The 18,887-nt window shown below is 58.2% G+C and carries 15 protein-coding genes; 10 read left to right on the top strand and 5 right to left on the bottom strand.

Translation table 11 applies throughout. The annotated features are described in order from the left end of the window. Positions 1-7: 7 nt before the first annotated feature. Complete coding sequence (locus AC0N03_RS06215; RefSeq protein WP_474287749.1) at positions 8-1,075, bottom strand: Glu/Leu/Phe/Val dehydrogenase family protein; 1,068 nt, start codon at positions 1,073-1,075, stop codon at positions 8-10. A 205-nt stretch (positions 1,076-1,280) separates the two neighbouring features. Here AC0N03_RS06215 and AC0N03_RS06210 point away from each other — a divergent pair, with 205 nt between their 5' ends. The 3 genes from AC0N03_RS06210 to lpdA all read left to right on the top strand — a co-directional run bounded on the left by AC0N03_RS06210 (position 1,281) and on the right by lpdA (position 5,496). Further along, positions 1,281-1,748: an Lrp/AsnC family transcriptional regulator gene (locus tag AC0N03_RS06210; RefSeq protein WP_474287748.1), complete on the top strand. Its 468-nt coding sequence runs from the start codon at positions 1,281-1,283 to the stop codon at positions 1,746-1,748. A 1,070-nt stretch (positions 1,749-2,818) separates the two neighbouring features. Continuing rightward, positions 2,819-4,099 carry a dihydrolipoamide acetyltransferase family protein gene (locus tag AC0N03_RS06205; protein ID WP_474287747.1) on the top strand — a complete coding sequence of 427 codons (1,281 nt, stop codon included), beginning with the start codon at positions 2,819-2,821 and terminating at the stop codon, positions 4,097-4,099. 2 nt (positions 4,100-4,101) lie between these two features. Further along, positions 4,102-5,496 (top strand): dihydrolipoyl dehydrogenase, encoded by a 1,395-nt coding sequence (lpdA, locus tag AC0N03_RS06200; RefSeq protein ID WP_474287746.1) that lies wholly within the window; start codon positions 4,102-4,104, stop codon positions 5,494-5,496. Between the two features lie 48 nt (positions 5,497-5,544). Here lpdA and aptA read toward each other — a convergent pair whose 3' ends face one another. After that, positions 5,545-6,879, bottom strand: a complete 1,335-nt coding sequence (aptA, locus tag AC0N03_RS06195; protein WP_474287745.1) for an omega-aminotransferase AptA — start codon at positions 6,877-6,879, stop codon at positions 5,545-5,547. 147 nt (positions 6,880-7,026) lie between these two features. Here aptA and AC0N03_RS06190 point away from each other — a divergent pair, with 147 nt between their 5' ends. After that, positions 7,027-7,575 carry a cupin domain-containing protein gene (locus AC0N03_RS06190; RefSeq protein ID WP_474287744.1) on the top strand — a complete coding sequence of 183 codons (549 nt, stop codon included), beginning with the start codon at positions 7,027-7,029 and terminating at the stop codon, positions 7,573-7,575. A 47-nt stretch (positions 7,576-7,622) separates the two neighbouring features. Here AC0N03_RS06190 and AC0N03_RS06185 read toward each other — a convergent pair whose 3' ends face one another. Beyond that, positions 7,623-8,618, bottom strand: coding sequence for a GlxA family transcriptional regulator (locus tag AC0N03_RS06185; protein WP_474287743.1), 996 nt, complete (start codon positions 8,616-8,618; stop codon positions 7,623-7,625). A gap of 113 nt (positions 8,619-8,731) precedes the next feature. On the opposite strand from AC0N03_RS06185, the gene AC0N03_RS06180 reads away from it, so the two are divergent. From AC0N03_RS06180 to AC0N03_RS06155, 6 genes are all read left to right on the top strand, one after another. Continuing rightward, positions 8,732-9,985, top strand: coding sequence for a sarcosine oxidase subunit beta family protein (locus tag AC0N03_RS06180; protein WP_474287742.1), 1,254 nt, complete (start codon positions 8,732-8,734; stop codon positions 9,983-9,985). A 10-nt stretch (positions 9,986-9,995) separates the two neighbouring features. Further along, complete coding sequence (locus tag AC0N03_RS06175; protein WP_474287741.1) at positions 9,996-10,289, top strand: sarcosine oxidase subunit delta; 294 nt, start codon at positions 9,996-9,998, stop codon at positions 10,287-10,289. Beyond that, on the top strand, positions 10,286-13,258 hold the full coding sequence (locus tag AC0N03_RS06170; RefSeq protein WP_474287740.1) for a sarcosine oxidase subunit alpha: 2,973 nt from the start codon (positions 10,286-10,288) through the stop codon (positions 13,256-13,258). The genes AC0N03_RS06175 and AC0N03_RS06170 overlap by 4 nt, the downstream gene beginning before the upstream one ends. 13 nt (positions 13,259-13,271) lie before the next feature. Further along, a complete protein-coding gene (locus AC0N03_RS06165; RefSeq protein ID WP_474287739.1) occupies positions 13,272-13,802 on the top strand; it encodes a sarcosine oxidase subunit gamma in 531 nt (176 codons plus the stop codon). 78 nt (positions 13,803-13,880) lie between these two features. Then, on the top strand, positions 13,881-15,152 hold the full coding sequence (glyA, locus tag AC0N03_RS06160) for a serine hydroxymethyltransferase (protein WP_474287738.1): 1,272 nt from the start codon (positions 13,881-13,883) through the stop codon (positions 15,150-15,152). A gap of 7 nt (positions 15,153-15,159) precedes the next feature. Then, the gene (locus AC0N03_RS06155; RefSeq protein ID WP_474287737.1) at positions 15,160-16,554 is read left to right on the top strand and encodes an L-serine ammonia-lyase; all 1,395 of its coding nucleotides are present in this window, start codon (positions 15,160-15,162) and stop codon (positions 16,552-16,554) included. Between the two features lie 48 nt (positions 16,555-16,602). Here the strand turns inward: AC0N03_RS06155 and AC0N03_RS06150 are convergent, their stop codons facing one another. Together AC0N03_RS06150 and AC0N03_RS06145 are read right to left on the bottom strand one after the other, a co-directional pair. Next, on the bottom strand, positions 16,603-17,793 hold the full coding sequence (locus tag AC0N03_RS06150; protein ID WP_474287736.1) for an MFS transporter: 1,191 nt from the start codon (positions 17,791-17,793) through the stop codon (positions 16,603-16,605). A gap of 67 nt (positions 17,794-17,860) precedes the next feature. Further along, a complete protein-coding gene (locus tag AC0N03_RS06145; RefSeq protein WP_474287735.1) occupies positions 17,861-18,886 on the bottom strand; it encodes a LysR substrate-binding domain-containing protein in 1,026 nt (341 codons plus the stop codon). Position 18,887: the final 1 nt, after the last annotated feature.

The following is an 18,887-nucleotide window of genomic DNA, read 5'->3' as shown; positions in this document are numbered from 1 at the left end:
TCTTATTTTATATTTTCCGCGCGGACTGTTCCGCCTTTTTCAGACGCGCTTGCGCCATGTGCTCGGCCACCAGAAATGGCGCCATGTCTTTTGACTGCGCCTCCCGAAGCATGCTGTCGACACGTGCGCCAATTGCGAAGACCCGCTCCTGAATCAAGGCATCCGGCTCTCCGCGATATCCCGAAACAGCGGCGATAAGCCCGCCGGCGTTTGCGACATAATCCGGTACATAGATGATTCCGCGTTCGTGCAGCATCAGGCCATCGTCCTGTGACGTAATCTGGTTGTTGGCGGAGCCGACAATCAGTTTAGCTTTGATCGAGCCGATTGTGCGCCGATTAAGGCTGCCGCCGAGCAAGCAGGGTGCGAGAATATCCGCTTCTGCGCGCAGAATTTCATCTGGCGCGACAACGGCGGCTTCATAGGCGTTGGCGATAGCCTGAACGCGCTCGTTGTTCATATCCGAAATGATCAGGGACGCACCCTGGGCAGCGAGAAGGGCGCATAGAGCGCCGCCGGTCTCGCCGCAACCCTGAACAGCGACAACCGAGCCGCGTAACTGACGACCCGCGTAAATCATGGCGGCCTTCATGGCGCAAAATACTCCAAGCGCCGTCCAGGACGTAGGGCCGGAAACAGCCTGTTGCGTGTGCGGCGACAGTGCCGCAACATATCGGGTGCGGCGGCGGACTATATCCATGTCTTCAACGTTGGTGCCTATATCTTCAGTTGTGATGAAGCGGCCGCCAAGACTGTCCACGGCTTCACCATAGGCGGAAAAGACAGCCTCTCTCGGCGCATCCATATTTTGAATCCAGATCACGGCCTTGCCGCCGCCCGCGCCAATCTCCGCCAGGGCAGTCTTGAGGCTCATGCCCCTCGAAAGTCGCAAAGCATCGGTCAATATCTCGTTTTCATTGGCGTGGCTCGCTACGCGTGTGCCGCCAACAGCCGGGCCAAGGGCGGTGGAATGAAGCGCGATGCAGGCAGAGAAGCCAATGTCTGGTCGTTCAAGCAGATAAACAGATTTATGAGTATTCGTCGATATTTCTTTCAAATATGGAGAGATAACCATGAATACTCCACATATGTTTGGCTATTTATGTGTAAATATACGATAGCGACAGCGTGACAATCGTTGATCAATTTAGCAATAATATATCGTATTATAAAGTATTATTATGTGCAGAAAAATATTTAAGACATTATTTTATTATGAAATTTGAAATTTTTTCCTATATATTATTTTTATATGGGATCATTAAACAGCGGCTGGGATTATGGAACTCGATGAACTGGACTTACATATACTTGACGCAGTGCAAAAAAATCCTCCGCTTTCGACTGCGGAACTTGCAGATATGGTCGGGCTATCGCAATCGCCCTGCTGGCGTCGTCTGACGCGGCTTAAAGAATCCGGTTATATTCTTGATCAGGTGACGCGTCTGAATCCGGTTTTGCTTGGTTTCAAAGTCACAATATTTGCCAGTATCAGTCTTTCGGCACATGGGAAGGCCAATCTCAGCGAATTCGCAGATGCCATTCAGCAAATTCCCGAAGTCATGGAATGCCATGTCATCATGGGATCGTCGGATTTTCTGCTGCGGATTGTGGTGCGCGACGTTGCCGAATACCGGGAACTCATGTTTAACCGCCTCTCAGCTCTGGGAACAATTGCGGAAATCCGCTCCCTCATGAGCATCGATGTGATCAAATCCAAGACGGCGCTGCCAATCCGCGAGGATTGAACAGTAGAGTAAGTGATGCCTGAGCTTTTCGGTCTGAAGCTACTCGGTCCCGATAAACCGCAGAGTCGCGGAGTCTGGCTTAGTGGATGATTTCAGTGCAACGACTGTTCAATTATGCTTACGGCGCGTTTATCTGTGATTGCTTTCGTTATAAAAAAATAATTATTTGTGATTTTAATATACTGATAATGCCTAAATCAAGAATATTAAATAATTCGACATAATAATCTGTCAATTTATATTATTATTTAGATTCATTCATTATTTATATTTAAATTATGAATTCAAATTATCGTTATTATAATTTATTATTAGAATTAATATTAAATTCAATATTTATAATTTTTAAATAATATATTATTTTATTTCGAATTAAAAATGGCAAGATTGTTTATAAGTTACCTCTTAGCGTCATCTCACTTAGAGGTGGGGGAATTATACTGGCTGACAAGGTGAATCTGTGAACTGCCAAGTGCGTCGTGAATGCCTTTTAACTTCAATGGTCGAATCGCGGGATCAAAGGTGTGCGGAGCGCCGGATTGACGGGGCGTAGGGACGGCTTGCCGGCATTCTTCTGGAACCTGGAAGAGTATTAGCAGCCTTATTCCTTATGCTTTGCTGCTTTGTAAACGCGTCCTGCAAGGCAACAGGGACGTATTGATAAATTATAAAAAGTATAGGGCGAGTGGGGGCTCGAGCCGTGACGATGTTGACTGTGATTAATCTCCCGGAACTGGTGCGGCGTGAAACGCCGACATCCGCTCAGCATATTTTTTGCGGCTGCGTGGATTTTCCTGGCCCGTTTTCGGTTATCTCTCTCCCCGTCAATCCTGTCTGCAGATCGGGTACTAAAGCGGAGTGTTACATTATTTTTCCGGCTGCCGTCTGCGTGGGTGTTTCCGGACGGGAATCGACATCACCCGACAGGGAACATCGCTTTCGTCATTTTGGAGACTCTGCTGCGGTAGCAGCAAGCAAGAGCCGGCATGGTCGGCGCGCCCGCCGCAGGGTCCGTTTTTCAGGAGGGGTATCATCGGCTGATTCTTTGAAACGGCGGATGGAGGCTTGTAATGGATCGCTTTGAATTTCCCCTGCCGGAGTTGGGAGAAGGTGCAGGTGACGCAGAAATTGTGTCATGGCACGTCAATATCGGCGATTCAGTCAAGGCAGGTCAGTTGTTGGTTGTCCTTACGACGTATAGGACCGCTGTAGAAATAATGGCGCCAGTTGACGGGATTATTCTTAGCAGGATCGGCCAGATTGGCGATGCGGTGGCCGTGGGCGATATTCTGGTGGAGTTTGGATCTGTTCGGCCTGCTTCCGGTTCGACGAACGAATGTCCGCCATCCGGCAGCAACATGGTTGCGCCGGGCGATGCAGCACCGCAATCATGGGGGCAGGAGGCTGAAATTCCCTCGTCCCGGCCTTCGTCGCCCGATCTGCGTTCCGCAACCGATGCGATGCGTTTGCAATTTGTCAATAAGCCGCCGCTGGCTGCGCCCGCAGCCCGGCGCCGGGCATTTGAATTGGGCATATCGTTGAAGGATGTCAAAGGCTCCGGACCCTTCGGGCGAATTTTGCCGCATGATCTTGATCATCATATTCAGACAAAGCACCCATCATCCGTACAATTTGTCGATGAAAAATTTGCACATGCGGTCCGGGACGAGAGGATTGTTGGCCCGAGGCAGAAAATTGTGGAGAAAATACAGGAGTCCATGCGCTGGATTCCCCACTTTTCCTATATCGAGGAGTGCGATGTCACGGCGCTGGAAGCTTTGCGCCAGGAACTGAACCAGAATGTCTCAGCCAATAAGGTCAGGTTGACATTGCTGCCTTTTCTTATGCGGGCAATGGCGCGAATTCTTGCGTCATTTCCAAATATCAATGCGCGCTATGATGACGATGCAGGAATCCTTCGCATTCATGACGGAATTCACATTGGTATTTCCACGCAGACCCAGTCGGGGCTGGTTGTGCCCGTGGTGCGCCATGTCGAATCGCGCTCAATATGGAATTGCGCGCGGGAACTCGTGCGCGTTTGCTCATCTGCTCGTGACGGAAACGCCAAAAGCGATGACCTGAGCGGTTCGACGATCACGCTCACCAGCCTTGGCGCTTTGGGTGGGGTAGTGTCGACGCCGATCATAAACCATCCGGAAGTGGCCGTTATCGGCCCAAACAAGATTATGGAACGGGCGGTGGTTCAGAATGGGCGGATCGTCATCCGCAAAATGATGAATTTATCGACCTCCTTCGATTATCGCATCGTCGATGGACATGAAGCCGCGCGGTTTGTTCAGGCGCTCAAGCGATTGATTGAGAATCCAGCCCTCATTTTTGTGGATTAGACATGGCACATCATCTTAAACCGAAAGTCCTTGTGATCGGCGGCGGACCGGGTGGATACGTCGCTGCAATCCGCGCCGGGCAGCTGGGATTGGACACGGTTCTGGTCGAAGCGGATCGGCTTGGCGGGACCTGCCTGACGCAAGGTTGCATTCCTTCAAAGGCGCTGATTCATGTTGCCGGTCTTCACGCTCAGATGAGTGCCGCGGCCAGCCATGGAAGCTTCGGTGTGCATCTGGACAGGCCTCCGCGGCTGGAATTCATGGAGATGATGCGGTGGAAGGACAGCATCGTCGATAAGCTCAATCATCGCGTCGCAGCTTTGCTGGAGCGCGCCAGGGTGAGGGTCGTCAGAGGTTGGGGCCGATTTATCGATGGCGGCACCTGCCGGGTCGAGGGTGCGCAGGAATACCAGACCATACAGGCGGATCATGTCATTCTGGCGACAGGATCCCGGCCCATCGAGTTGCCGGCGCTGCCATTCGGCGGGCCAGTCATTTCCTCAAGTGAAGCTTTGTCGCTCGATGGCGTTCCGCGACGTCTGGTGGTTGTCGGTGCGGGCTATATCGGGCTCGAACTTGGTATGACCTATGCGAAATTTGGCTCGAAAGTAACCATTGTCGAAACCGGCCATCAGATCCTGCCGCAATATGACAACGATCTTGTCGAGCCTGTGCGGCGTAAGATCGATTCGCACGGCATCAGGCTCTATCTGGGCGCCAGGGTGGTGCAGATGCGGGATGAGGGACTGGAAATAACGGACAGGGACGGAGAAGCGCTGCTGCTGCCCGCCAACAAAGTGTTGGTGACCATTGGCCGTAAGCCCAACACGATCGGTTGGGGAATCGAAGAACTTCGCGTGAAGATGCTGGGATCTTTTATCGAGGTGGATGCGCGCTGCGCGACATCGGCGCCAAACATATGGGCGATCGGCGATCTGGTGGGTGAACCGATGCTCGCGCAGAAGGCGTCGGCACAAGGCGAGATGGTTGCGGAAATCATCTCCGGACGCCGCCGTCAGTTCGACGCTATGGCTATCCCCGATGTTTGCCATACCGATCCGGAAATTGTCAGCGTCGGGCTGAACCCGGCGGACATACCTGCGGGTGTTGAGGTTCTTACCGCGCAATTTCCGTTGGCGGCCAATGCACGGGCCTTGACCCTCGATATAGACGGCGGCGGCTTTGTACGTATCATTGCCCGAAAGGACGATCACCGCATTTTAACGTTGCAGGCGGTGGGGCCGCGCATATCGGAATTGTCCGGCCAGATGGCCACTTTGATTGAAATGGGTGCAGTGCTGGAGGATGTAGCCGGCATTCTCCATGGCTATCCGACAATAAGCGAGGCTATTCAACAAGCCTCGCTTGAGGCTCTGGGGCGCACAACCTTTATCTAGCTCGAACTATGCCGGAACCAGATCAAGGGTTTTTCCGGCTGTGTTTCATCATGCGGCGCGCTTCAAGGCATCGCCCAATATCGAGACGATGCTTGCTATTTCATCCTTTTGAATGATCAGCGGCGGCGAAAGCGCAATGATGTCGCCTGTGACGCGAATGAGGAGACCTTTCTGGAAACAGTCGACGAATATGTCATAGGCGCGTGTTCCCGGCGCGCCGTCGCGCGGGTTCAGTTCGATTGCGCCAACCAGGCCAAGATTGCGGATGTCGGCGACGTGCGGCAGGCCCTGCAGGCTGTGCAGCGCCTCCTGCCAGGTCTCGGCGAGGCCGGCGGCGCGGGTGAGCAACCCTTCTTCCTCATAAATTTCCAATGTGGCCAGACCTGCGGCGCTTGCCACCGGATGACCGGAATATGTATAGCCATGGAAAAGCTCGATCGCATTTTCCGGTCCGCTCATCAGCCCCTCATAGACCTTGCGGCTGGCAAAGACGGCACCCATGGGAATTGCGCCATTTGTCAGGCCTTTGGCCGTGGTGACGAGGTCCGGCACAACCTTGAAATAATCGGTTGCAAAGGGCGTGCCGAGTCTGCCGAAGCCGGTGATCACCTCGTCAAAAATGAGCAGGATGCCATATTTCTCCGAAATGGCCCGCAACCGCTCCAGATAACCTCTGGGCGGCAGGATAACACCCGCCGAACCTGACATCGGTTCAACAATTACCGCCGCAATGGTTTCTGCGCCATGAAGCGCGACAAGCCGTTCCAGATCTTCCGCCAGTTCGATACCATGGCTGGGCAGTCCTTTTGAGAAGGCATTGCGCCCGAGATCAAGCGTATGGCGCATGTGATCGGCCGGAATCTGCGGGAAGACCCGGCGGTTGTTGACAAGACCGCCGACCGAAATGCCGCCAAAGCCGACACCATGGTAGCCCTTCTCGCGTCCGATTATGCGGGTTCGTGTCCCCTGGCCGATGGCGCGCTGATAGGCTATTGCGATCTTGAGCGCCGTATCGACGGATTCCGAGCCCGAACCGGTAAAGAAGACGCGATCGAGCTGGGCGGCAGAGCCGCCGGGTGAAATGGCTGCCAGTTTGGCGGCAAAATCGAATGCGACAGGGTGCCCCATCTGAAACGTGGGTGCAAAATCCAGCGTGCGGAGTTGCCGCTCGACAGCCTCGGAGATGCGCCTGCGTCCATGGCCGGCATTGACGCACCAAAGGCCGGCAGTGCCATCCAGAACCTTATTGCCGTTGATGTCGGTATAATACATGCCTTCCGCGCCCGCGAGCAGCCGTGGGGCAGCCTTGAACTGACGGTTCGCCGTGAACGGCATCCAGAAATTTTCGAGGGTGGGCATGTTGGATGTCGGGTGAACGGTCATGACTGAGGGCTCCGTTAAAGGTCGCCATTATGTCGGGCATTTCGGATTTGCTAACAAGTCCTTTTCTTCTATCTTGTAAGCTATTGATATTAATAATATTGATTATAAAATGTTGTGGAATAATCAACATGATAAACGGGAGGGGTCATGTCGGTGGATATCGGAAGCCGTCTGCGACATGTGCGGATGGCGCACAAGCTTTCACAGCGCGAACTGGCGAAGCGCGCGCAAGTCACGAATTCGACGATCTCGCTGATCGAGTCGAATTCCACAAATCCGTCGGTGGGCGCTCTTAAGCGTATCCTTGACGGAATACCCATCAGTCTTGCAGAATTTTTTGCCTTCGAGCCCGAAAAAACGCGAAAAGCTTTTTATGCGGCTGAAGAACTGGTCGAGATTGGGAAAGGCGCCATTTCCTACCGGCAGATTGGCGAAAATCTTTTCGGCCGTAGCCTGCAAATTCTGAAGGAATGCTACCAGCCGGGTGCGGATACGGGCAAGGTGCCGCTTGTACACGAGGGCGAGGAAGGCGGCATCGTGCTCACGGGAAGGCTGGAAGTAACCGTCGACGAGGAGCGGCGAATTCTGGGGCCGGGGGACGCCTATTATTTTGAAAGCCGCAGACCGCACCGCTTCCGCTGCGTCGGTCCTGCGATATGCGAGGTGATCAGCGCCTGCACGCCGCCCACCTTCTGATGAAGAACGATGAATCCGCTTTTCCGGCGAATGTGTTTTCGTTCTTGTCAGATTGGCGGCAAACTCAGGGCCATGTTCTGGCCGCGCCGATCACGTTGCCGGTAGTTTTCGGGCGTGATGCCCTCGATGGTGCGAAAGACGTGAATGAGGTGCGGCAGGTCGCAAAATCCGGTATCTGCGGCAATAGCGGTGATCGAACGGTCGGTTGTGTCGAGAAGGTGCTTGGCTTTTTCGATGCGGATCATTCTGTCGGCGACGGAAGGCGAAATGCCCAGCGCGTTGCGAAAATGACGTTCCAGCTTGCGCCGGCCTATGGTGAGCTGCGCGCATATCTGATCAACCGATAGCGGCGTGTCGGCTGATTGCTGCATCTGCAGCAGTGCCCGCTTGACCAGCGGATCCTTGGTGGTCAGGGCAAGCGGAATTCCGGGCTGTGGCTTTTCGCCGCTCATTGCCTCGTCAATCAGCATGATGTTCAGGCTTTTGGCGGCGCGGGCGCGGCCAAGGTGGCGCTCAACAATGAAAGCCGCCAGATGGGCGGAGTTGACGCCTCCCGAACAGGTCAGGCGATCACGATCAACAATGAAGATTTGGTCGCTCACCGGTTTGAGCCCCTCGAAATGTTCGAGAAAATCCTCGTGGTGGAACCAGCTGACACAGGCCCGGTACCCTTTCATCAGACCGGCGCGGTGCAGAATGAAGGCACCCGTGCAGACTCCGACCAACGGCACGCGCGCGGCCACTGCCTTGCGCAGAAAGTCGATGGCCTCAGGATGAAGATGCTCGATCTCGTCGACCAGCCCGCCGACCACCACAATATAATCGAACCGGGCCGGGTCGCCGAGCCTTTCCTCCGGCTGAACGATGATTCCGCAGCTTGAGTGAATGGGCTGCATGTCGGCGGAAAGGACGCGCCAGGAGCAATGGATCGGCCGCGAGCGGTCCCCCTCGTCGGCGGCCAGCCGCACGACATCGACGAAATTGGCGAAGGCGCAGAGGGTGAAACGTTTGGCGAGGATGAATCCAATGCTCAATCTGGCCATCATCATGCTCCGATTTCTGGATCTGTGTCAGAATATTACAGCCACACTGTCGCGATTATACACTCAAAGGCTGCAAAACGCGACTAGCCTTCTTCACATTACAGGAGGCGGAAATGACGCATTTTTCTTTTGCCCAAGTGTTGAAAGGAGCCTTGACGGGCCAAAGGCACTGGACGCAGCAATGGCCTGATGCCGAACCCAAATCCGCCTATGACGTCATTATCATCGGGGCCGGCGGGCATGGTCTGGGCGCGGCCTATTACCTTGCCAAGGAACATGGCATCACCAATGTGGCCGTCATCGACAAGGGCTGGCTTGGCGGCGGCAATACCGGCCGCAACACCACGATCATCCGTTCCAATTATCTCTACGACGAGAGCGCGCATCTCTATAATCACGCGGTCGATCTGTGGACCGGTCTAAGTCAGGATCTGAATTACAACGTCATGTTCAGCGAGCGCGGCGTTCTGATGCTCGCGCATACGGTGCATGATGTGCAGTCGTTTCAGCGGCATATCCATTCGAACCGCCTTAACGGCGTCGATAATGCCTGGCTGAGCGCCGAGGAAGCCAAGGCATTCTGCCCGCCGCTGAATATTTCGCCGACGTCGCGCTATCCTGTTGTCGGAGCTGCTCTGCAAAGACGGGCCGGCACTGCGCGCCATGACGCGGTGGCCTGGGGCTATGCGCGCGCAGCCAGCGCGCGCGGCGTCGACATCATTCAGAATTGTGCCGTGAATGCGATCCGCCGCGATGCTTCGGGCCGGGTCGTGGGCGTTGAAACCAGCAAGGGCTTCATTGGCGCCAAAAAAGTCGCGGTTTCCGCCGCGGGCAACACGTCGGTGGTGATGCAGACGGCAGGCGTCAGTCTCCCGCTGGAAAGCTACCCGCTGCAGGCTCTTGTTTCCGAACCGATCAAGCCATGTTTTCCCTGTGTTGTGATGTCGAACAGCGTGCATGCCTATATCAGCCAGTCCGACAAGGGCGAACTGGTCATCGGGGCCGGCACCGATGCCTATATCAGCTACAGCCAGCGCGGCGGGCTGCATATTCTTGAGCATAATCTCGCGGCCATCTGCGAAATCTTCCCGATATTCCGGCGCATGCGCATGTTGCGCAGCTGGGGCGGCATTGTCGACGTGACGCCCGATCGCTCGCCCATTCTGGGCAAGACGCCGGTCGAGGGTCTTTATGTCAATTGCGGCTGGGGCACCGGCGGTTTCAAGGCCACGCCCGGTGCGGCGCATCTGTTCGCGCATACGGTGGCGAGGGACGAGCCTCACCCGATCAACGCGCCGTTCAATCTCGATCGTTTCCGCAGGGGCCGTCTGATCGACGAGGCTGCCGCTGCCGCCGTCGCCCATTGAGGAGGTCGCTATGCTGCTGATCCATTGCCCTTATTGTGAGGAAGACCGCCCCGAGAGCGAATATGCCTATGGCGGTGAAGCCCATATCGCGCGCCCCGCCAACCCGTCGGCGCTGAGCGACGAGGAATGGCGCGACTTTTTGTTCATCCGTTCCAATACGCGCGGCGTTCATGCCGAGCGCTGGCGGCATATTCATGGCTGCGGACGCTTTTTCAACGCGCTGCGCGAAACGGTCAGCGACAAGTTTTTTGCCACCTACAAAGCGGGCACGCCTCGCCCCGAACTTCCCGGAGATCAGCAATGACCCGCTATCGTCTCGCCGGTCGCGGCCGGATCAATACTGCGAAGAAAATCCGCTTTGCCTTTAACGGCACCAGCTATGAGGGATGCGAGGGCGATACGCTCGCCTCGGCGCTTCTTGCTAACGGCGTGCATCTGATGGGGCGCTCGTTCAAGTACCACAGGCCGCGCGGCGTGTTGTCAGCCGGTTGCGACGAACCCAATGCCCTGATGGGGATCAGCCGCGACAGCGCCCGGTTCGAGCCCAACACCCGCGCCACCACGCAGGAACTGCGCAACGGCCTCATTGCCGAGAGCCAGAACCACTTTCCGAGTCTGTCCTTCGATATTGGTGCGGTCAATAACACGCTGCACAAGCTGTTTTCGGCTGGCTTCTACTACAAGACGTTCATGTGGCCGAAGGCCTTCTGGAACAAGATCTACGAGCCGGTCATTCGCAATGCTGCGGGGCTTGGCCGTGCGCCGACTTTGCCGGATACCGACCATTATGCTGCCCGGTTCGCCCATGTGGATGTTCTTGTCGTGGGTGCGGGCCCGGCAGGGCTTGCCGCCGCGCTGGAAGCAGCGCGCAGCGGCGCCTCTGTTATGGTGGTGGATGAACAGCCGGAGATGGGCGGCAGCCTCCTGTCCGAACCAAATGTCACGATTGATGGCCGTCCGGCCTGGGACTGGCTGCAGGCAACGCTTTTTACACTGCGCAGCATGGCTGGCGTAAAGCTCATGACGCGCACGACGGCTATCGGCTATTATCATCAGAACTTCGTCGGCCTCTGCCAGCGCCTGACCGATCATCTTGAAACACCGCCGGAAGGCGCGCCCCGGGAGCGGCTCTGGCGAGTGCGTGCGGGCCGCGTGGTTCTGGCGCAGGGCGCCCTAGAAAAGCCGCTGGTCTTTGACGGCAACGACAGGCCCGGTGTCATGCTGGCCGGAGCGGGGCAGACCTATCTGAACCGGTTCGGCGTGAAAGTCGGCGACCGCCCCGTGATCGTGACCAGCCACGACAGCGCCTGGCACACCGCCTTTGATTTTGCCGAGGCCGGCGTCAAGCCGGTGGCCATCGTCGATATACGTGCGGATGTTGCTCCGGCGCTGGCGGCGCGCGCGCGCGCGCTCGGCATCGAGACGCTCACCGGCTGGACAGTGACCGGCACGGGCGGACGTCTCCGGGTCGGCAGTATCCGCGTCAACCCTGTCCGCGATGGTCAGGTAGGCCCCGCCCGTCAGCTCAGATGCGACGCGGTGCTGATGTCGGGCGGCTGGACGCCAAGTCTCCATCTCTTCAGCCACACGCGGGGCACGTTAAAATGGGATGCAGGCAGCCAGACTTTCCTGCCGGACCGCTCGCCCGAAAACTGCGCGATTGTCGGTGCGGCGCGGGGGCTTTGGGGTGTCGCTGCCGCGCTGAACGACGGGGCATCTCTCGCCGGGCAGAGCGAAGGCAGATATCAGGTTTCCAACGACAGGACAGGCAGTGGCATCTCCTGCAAGGAACTGCCCACCGACCGCGACCCGGGCAGCGCGCGGGCCTTCATCGACTTCCAGAACGACGTTCAGGCGAAAGACATCCGTCTTGCGGTGCGCGAGGGCATGCGTTCGATCGAACATGTCAAGCGCTACACCACGAATGGCATGGCGACCGATCAGGGCAAGAATTCGAATATGAATGGCCTGATGATCGCTGCGGATGCGGTGGGCAAGCCCGCCCCGCAGGTTGGCCTGACCACGTTCCGGCCACCTTACACGCCAACGACCTTCGGTGCTCTGGCCGGCTATCATCAGGGCGAAACCTTTGAGGTGACGCGCAAGACGACGATTGACGGCTGGGCCGAACAGCAGGGCGCGGTTTTTGAACCGGTGGCGCAATGGCGCCGCGCCCGTTACTTCCCCGCGTCCGGCGAGGATATGCACGCCGCGGTCGCCCGGGAATGCAAGGCGACCCGCGCTTCGGTCGGCATTTTCGACGCATCGACGCTGGGCAAGATCGATGTCTGCGGCCCCGACGCGGCCGAATTCATGAATCGCATGTACACCAATGCCTGGACGAAACTGGCGCCCGGCCGGTGCCGCTATGGCCTGCTGCTCGGCGAGGATGGCTATATCCGCGATGACGGCGTCATCGGGCGGCTGAGCGACACGCACTTCCATGTGACGACCACCACGGGCGGCGCGGCGCGTGTGCTGAACATGATGGAGGATTACCTCCAGACAGAATGGCCGGATCTCGATGTCTGGCTGACCTCGATCACCGAACAATGGGCCGTCGTTGCCCTGCAGGGGCCCAATGCCCGCAAGGTGCTGGAACCGCTGGTGCAGGGGCTTGATATTTCCGCGGCCGCCTTCCCGCATATGTCGGTGGCGGACTGCACGGTTGCCAGCTTTCCGGCAAGATTGTTCCGTGTCAGCTTTACCGGCGAACTTGGTTTCGAGATCAATGTTCCGGCGCGTCATGGTCTGAATCTGTGGCAGATCCTGATGAAGGCGGGGGCGGCTTACGGCATCACGCCCTATGGCACGGAAGCCATGCATGTGATGCGCGCCGAAAAAGGCTATATCATTGTAGGCCAGGATACTGACGGAACCGTTGCTCCCGACGATGCCGGCCTCTCATGGGCCATAGGCAAGACCAAACCGGATTTTGTCGGCAAGCGTTCGTTGTCGCGCCCGGACATGGCGCTGGCCGATCGCAAGCAGCTTGTCGGTCTGCTCACCGAAGATGCGCATGTCGTGCTGGAAGAGGGCGCACAGATCGTTGCCGACCCGAAACAGCCTGTGCCGATGAAGGTGCTTGGCCATGTCACCTCATCCTACATGAGCCCCGCGCTTGGCCGTTCCATAGCGTTGGCGCTTGTCTCGGGCGGGCGCGCACGCGATGGGCAAACCCTCTACGTGCCGATGCCCGGCGGCGCAATTCGCGCAAAGGTCACGAATGCGATGGTGTTCGTCGATCCGGACGGCCAGCGGCTGAACATTTAGGAAGGTGCCAAAAATGACGAATATGATCACTTTCTCCCGTTCGGCTTCGATCATGCCGCTCGAATATTGCGCCCGCTTCTCGCTGCGGTTGCGGCCGGAGAACAAGAGCGCCGCCGAAACAGCCCTCGGTTTTGCTCTGCCGGAGCGGATCGGCCTGCGTAATCAGGCGCAGGCACGCAGTGCGACGTGCCTTGGTCCCGACGAATGGGTGATCCATGCGCCGGAAAGCGACCGGGAAACATTGACAGCGGCTTTCAACGCCGCCGCAGCCCATGTGCCGCTTGCCCTGTGCGATATTTCCGACCGGGAACTGGCATTTCAACTCAAAGGGCCGCGTGTGCTTGATCTGCTCGCGACGGGGTGCCCGCTCGATCTTGCCAAAATGGCGGTGGGCACCGCCAGACGCACCATTTTCGATACGGTCCAGACGGTGTTGGTCCGCGAGGCTGACGACCAGTTCCGCATGGAGATCTGGCGCTCATTTGCGCCGCACGTTCTGGCGCTGCTGGCGCGGGCGCAGCGCGAACTCGATTCCGGCTTCTGAACCGCAGATCGGGCATCCAAAACGAGGATGCCAACATTGCCGCGACAATTGCAAAAACACGCCTCAAGGGGAGAAACAATGCTGGATAAATCACGGAACACGGGCATCTCTGATGCGCCCATTGCCGCCGCCATTGCGCGCGAGCTGGACCGGCAGCAACACCAGATCGAACTGATCGCCTCGGAAAATATTGTCTCGCGCGATGTGCTGCTGGCGCAGGGCTCGGTGCTGACCAACAAATATGCCGAAGGCTATCCCGGCAAGCGCTATTACGGCGGCTGTGAATTTGTCGATGAAGTCGAGGCTCTGGCCATCGCGCGCGTCAGGCAGCTGTTTGGCGCCGACTTTGCCAATGTGCAGCCCCATTCGGGCGCGCAGGCCAATCAGGCCGTGTTTCTGGCGCTGTTACAGCCGGGCGACCGGATTATGGGCATGTCGCTCGCGCATGGCGGGCACCTGACGCATGGATCTCCGGTGACCATGTCGGGCAAATGGTTCGATGTTGTCGATTATGAGGTGCGCAAAGGCGACCAGTTGATCGACTACGATGCGCTGCGGGCGCGGGCGCTCGAAACCCGGCCCAAACTGATTATCGCCGGGGCATCCGCCTATCCGCGTGTGATCGATTTCGCCGCCTTCCGCCAGATTTCGGACGAGGTTGGCGCTTATCTCATGGTGGATATGGCGCATTATGCCGGGCTCGTTGCAGCGGGACATTATCCCAACCCTGTCCCGCATGCGCATGTGGTGACCTCGACCACGCATAAGACCTTGCGCGGTCCGCGCGGCGGGTTGATCCTGACCAACGACGAAGCGCTGGCCAAAAAGCTGAATTCGGCGGTGTTTCCGGGCAATCAGGGCGGGCCGCTGATGCATGTGATCGCGGCCAAGGCTGTTGCGTTCAGCGAGGCGCTGGCACCCTCTTTCCGCGATTATGCGGGCCGGGTGATCGCCAATGCCAGAGTTCTGACCAAATCATTACAGGATGGCGGACTTGATATTGTTTCAGGTGGCACCGACTGCCACATGGTGCTGGTCGACCTGCGTCCCAAGCGCGTGACCGGGCGCGATGCCGAGCGCGCGCTGGAGCGCGCAGGCCTCACCTGCAACAAGAACGCTATTCCCTTTGATCCAGAAAAGCCGTTCGTTACGTCCGGCATTCGTCTGGGCACGTCTGCCGGCACGACGCGCGGTTTCGGCGAGGCGGAGTTTATCCGCATTGGCGAGATGGTTCTCGATGTTGTCGAGGCTTTGCGCGCCCGCGGCCCTGAGGGGGATGGCTCGGTCGAGGCCACGGTTCTTGCCGAAGTGCGCCGGTTGTGCGCGCGCCACCCCATCTATCAGGATTGATGGCGCGATGTTTCTCAGCGTCTTTGAGATCTTCAAGATCGGCGTTGGCCCGTCAAGCTCGCATACGATGGGGCCGATGCTGGCCGCCGCCCGCTTTCTGGACGCGATCAAAGATCACGTCGGGCAGGGTTTGGAGGCGGGCGCTGCGCGTATTTCAGCGACCCTGCACGGCAGTCTTGCTTTCACAGGCAAAGGACATGGCACCGACCGCGCCGTTATTCTCGGACTCCTCGGTTTCGTGCCCGACACACTCGACCCGGAAGAGGCGCTCCAGCGCGAGGCCGCCTTGCGCGTGTCCAGGCAGATATTGGTGGCGGGCGTCGGACATCTGACTTTCGACCCGGATGCAGACATTGACTTCGATTATGGTCCGCCGCTTGCATTGCATGCCAATGGTATGGTGATGCGGCTGTCCGATGCAGATGGCAAGGTACTGTTCTGCGAAACCTATTATTCGATTGGCGGCGGTTTTGTCCTGACCGAGCAGCAAATGCGGGAGAAGGAAGCAGGGCAGGCCGATAGTCCGCTGACCTGCCCCTATCCATTCACCAGCGCCGCCGAAATGCTGGCGATGGGGGAAGCGGCGGGGCTCGGCATTGCCGCTATGAAGCGCGCCAATGAAACCGTCCGCATGAGCCATGCGGCGCTTGACCAGAAGCTGGATCATATCTGGTCGGTCATGGATGAGTGTATCGGGCGCGGACTTGCCGCGCAGGGCATATTGCCCGGCGGTTTGAATGTGCGGCGCCGGGCGCATGCGCTTTATCAGGCGATGCTGGCCGAGCGCGGCAGTAATAATTTACAGCCGCATGCAGCGACCGATTGGCTGCACGTCTATGCAATGGCGGTCAACGAGGAGAATGCCGCAGGCGGGCGTATCGTCACGGCGCCAACCAATGGCGCGGCGGGTGTCGTGCCAGCCGTGCTGCGATATTACCGAGATCATTGCCGCGGCGCTGACAGAGACGGCATCCGTAATTTTCTGCTTGCCGCTGCCGCTATCGGCGGCATTATCAAGACCAATGCCTCGATTTCAGGCGCGGAGGTTGGCTGCCAGGGCGAGGTGGGCTCGGCTGCCGCCATGGCTGCGGCCGGGCTTTGCGCCGCTCTTGGCGGAAGCAACCAGCAGATCGAGAATGCAGCGGAAATTGCGCTTGAACATCATCTCGGCCTTACATGTGATCCGATAAGAGGGCTTGTTCAGGTGCCGTGCATCGAGCGGAACGGGCTTGGCGCGATCAAGGCGGTGACGGCGGCGTCGCTGGCGCTGAGGGGGGATGGGTGTCATATCGTGCCGCTCGACTCCTGCATCGAGACAATGCGGCAGACCGGCGCCGACATGAGCAGCAAATATAAGGAAACATCCACGGGTGGTCTGGCCGTCAACCTGCCTGAATGCTGAGGCCGGTTGCAGCTATCTTTGGCGGTCCGGGATTGTCGCGGGGCGGGCTCAGCCGGTTAGCGTGCTTGCAGGCCTTTGCCGCGCCGGGAGATAGAGGATCAGCGCCGCCAGCAGCAACAGCCCGAAGGCAATATGCAGATGCTGGTAGGCCGAGGCCGGCGTCGATGTTCCGATCAGGCCCATGTAAGCGCCCGATATGGGCTGAAGTATGCCCGCGCCGCCAATGAACAGCACATTCATGAAAGTGATGCCGCGTCCGAGCAACTGATCGGGAAAGAAGGCGCGTCCATGCGCCATGAGAACGCCATAAGTCATGCCGGACGCGCCCATTATGCCGAGGGCAAGAACTGCGGAGGTGAGCGACAGGCCGGGCAGGCCCAGCAGCAGAAAGCAGCCGGCGGTCATGCCGCTTCCAAGCATGACGATGAGTTTGTGCGAGCGTATGATGCGGTCCAGAAGGCCATAGCCCAGCGCGCCGACCGACATGGCGACGGCCATCAGAAGAATGGCGTTGCCGCGTTCGATATTGTTGAGTTTATAGACATCGGCGAAATAGGGCCCCGCCCAGAGTCCGCGTTCGGCCAGAACAACCGAATAGCTGACGGCGGTGATGGGAATCAGCGGCCAGAGCGCGCGAATGGACAGGATTGCGGCGATGCCGCGCAAGAAATTGATCGGCCGGTGCTGATGCGTCGTCTCGGCGTCCCGGATAAGTACCGCCAGAGCGAGCGCGGCGATTGCGGTAATTCCGGCCATGAGCATCATGGACGCGCGCCAGCCTATCGTGGCCGACAGGAAACTGAGCGGCGTCGCTGCGAGCAGGTTTCCGGCTGAACCCAGCCCAAGCAGCCCCGAACAGAGCAGGGCAAAACGATCGGCGTGAGTGGTACGGCCAAAGACGTAGATAGCGCCCATGTAGATCGCGCTGCAGCCGATGCCGATCAGCGCCATGGCCATATCCAGCGCCAGCGGCGACTGGGCGCGCGCAAACAAGGCGCCGCCCGCTACGGCGAAGATCATGGTTGCGGGTACGGATTTTCTGGCGCCCAGCGTGTCCAGCGCCCAGCCGACGGGAAATTGCATCAGCACGAAGCCTGCGATCCAGCAGGCCTGCATATTGCCAAGATCCTGCGGCGACAAGCCAAGCTGGTGCGATATGTCCGGCGCGATTACGGCCAGAAAGGAGCGATAGAACTGGCTGAGAATATAGGCGGACAGAAAGGCGAGAAACGAGACCATGACTTTCTTAAATATCCTTCTGGCTCGATCCCGCCACGTCATGGGGGCGATGGCCGCTTTGGGTCTCTCAGGTTTCCGTCTCGGATTCGGCGGGCAACTGGCGCGATTTGTCCAGATTCGGCTTGGAGAATGCATCCGCAAACTGCGCCGCCAGCGATTGCGCGCCCGTCGCGCGGGTGCCCTCGGCCAGATAAATGCCGACCACGACGTCCGACAGGGCGGGAAGATCGTAATCCGGAGGGATAGGCCGCAATTTTTCAGAGGCGATTCGCTTGGCCAGCACAGTCACGCCAAAGCCGCGGGTGACAGCAGCTTCGATTCCCGCCAGACTTGGGCTTGTATAGACAATGTCGAAGGCTCTGCCCTCGCGTTGCAGGGCTGAGAGCATGTTGCGCCGGTACAGGCAGCCCTCCGGATAGCAGACGATGCGCATGGGTTCGTCGGATTTCGATACCGCATTTGCCGGCCCGCCGACCCAGGTCAGCGGCTCGCGCCAGCTCATGAAGGCGCCTTCGGCCGGGCTTTCGGGCGTCATGGCGACAACCAGATCATAATGGCCGGTGCGCAGGTCTTTGAGCAGGTTCTGCGAGACATCGCACACGACATCAAAGGTCACATCGCGGTATTCATGCGCAAAGCGGTCAACCAGACTGGGCAGGAAATGGTCCGCATAGTCATTGGGAATACCGATGCGGATTTTGCCGCGCATATCGCGCCGCGCAAGCTTGAGCATCATCTCGTCGTTCAGGGCCAGAATCCGCCGGGCATAACCGGCAACGATCTCTCCGGCTTCGGTGAGTTGTCCGTCGCCGCTTTCCTTGTCGAAAAGCTGGACGTTGACCAGTTCTTGCAATCGCTTCATCTGCAGGCTGATCGCAGGTTGCGAACGACCGAGCCGGTCGCCCGCGCGGGTGTAGCCGCGCAGGTCGACAATGGTGATATAGGTGCGCAGAAGATCTGCCGGAATGTTTCTCATGACGCTGACGTGGTTCTTGCCGCTGCTGCTGCCGATGAGACCACGGGAGCCGCCTCCAGGCAAGACAGACTTGCCGGGGGGCGGATTCATGAGCGAAAGTCCGAGAAATTTGGTCACG

Source organism: Methylocystis sp. sgz306128 (assembly GCF_056032725.1).
Note: the sequence above shows the minus strand (reverse complement) of the source record. Positions and strands in the feature narration are given on the sequence as shown.